Consider the following 749-nt stretch of genomic DNA (forward strand, 5'->3'; position numbering starts at 1 on the left):
CGCCTATCTGGTGCAGGCGCGGGTGCGCCGGGCCCGACAACTGCTGTCCGCGGGCGCCACCCCCGCCGAGGCGGCGGCAGCGGCGGGGTTTGCCGACCAGAGCCATCTTACCCGCGCCTTTCGGGCCCAGATGGGCGTGACCCCGGCCAGATTCCGCAAGATGCTTCAAGACGCGCGCGGCACCTGGGCCGTAGCCTTCGTGGAAAACAGGATTTCCACGGAGGATTCCCATGACCACGCACGCACCGCGCCGTACGGACCCAAAGGAGCAGACGCCTGCCGCCCAGCTAGCGGAGAAAGCGGAGATGGGGGAGATGGCGGAGGCAACGCCCCTCGCCGCTGATTTCCCACCTGCGGGCACCCCCTCGCCTGGCACCGCGTCGTTAACAACGCCCGACGCCGCTACGCCGGGCACGCCCCGGCATGCCACGCCATCGGCCTCCACTCACGCAACCCCGCCCCCTGTCACCGTGCGCCTGTCGCAGTCCGCTGCCGGGGCAGCGCACGGTCCCGCATGGCGCGCGTACTTCGATCTTGCCGCCGCCATGGTCATCGTGGGCTCATCGGTGGCGGCGGCGCGCTTCGTCTCGCTGACGCTGCCGCCGCATCTGGTGCAGGAACTGCGTTTTCTGGTGGCCGCCTGCATCGCCGTGCCGCTGCTGTACCGGCGCGAAGGCGGCCTGCCGCGCCTGCCCGCGCGCGACTGGGGCGTGCTGTTCCTGCAGGCCGCCGCAGGTTCGCTGCTGTTC

The 749-nt window shown here is 71.3% G+C and carries 1 protein-coding gene and 1 pseudogene; both read left to right on the plus strand.

All coding sequences use genetic code 11. From position 1 onward, the window contains the following. Window positions 1–343 (plus strand): helix-turn-helix domain-containing protein (locus tag FVW27_RS17975; protein WP_167127847.1); only part of this gene is annotated, 343 nt, incomplete at its 5' end. Next, window positions 315–749: pseudogene (locus FVW27_RS21045) on the plus strand (hypothetical protein); the annotation flags it as partial. The gene FVW27_RS17975 and the pseudogene FVW27_RS21045, both read left to right, overlap by 29 nt.

This window comes from Nitratidesulfovibrio liaohensis, assembly GCF_011682075.1.
In the GTDB taxonomy this organism is placed as follows: Bacteria; Desulfobacterota; Desulfovibrionia; order Desulfovibrionales; family Desulfovibrionaceae; genus Cupidesulfovibrio; species Cupidesulfovibrio liaohensis.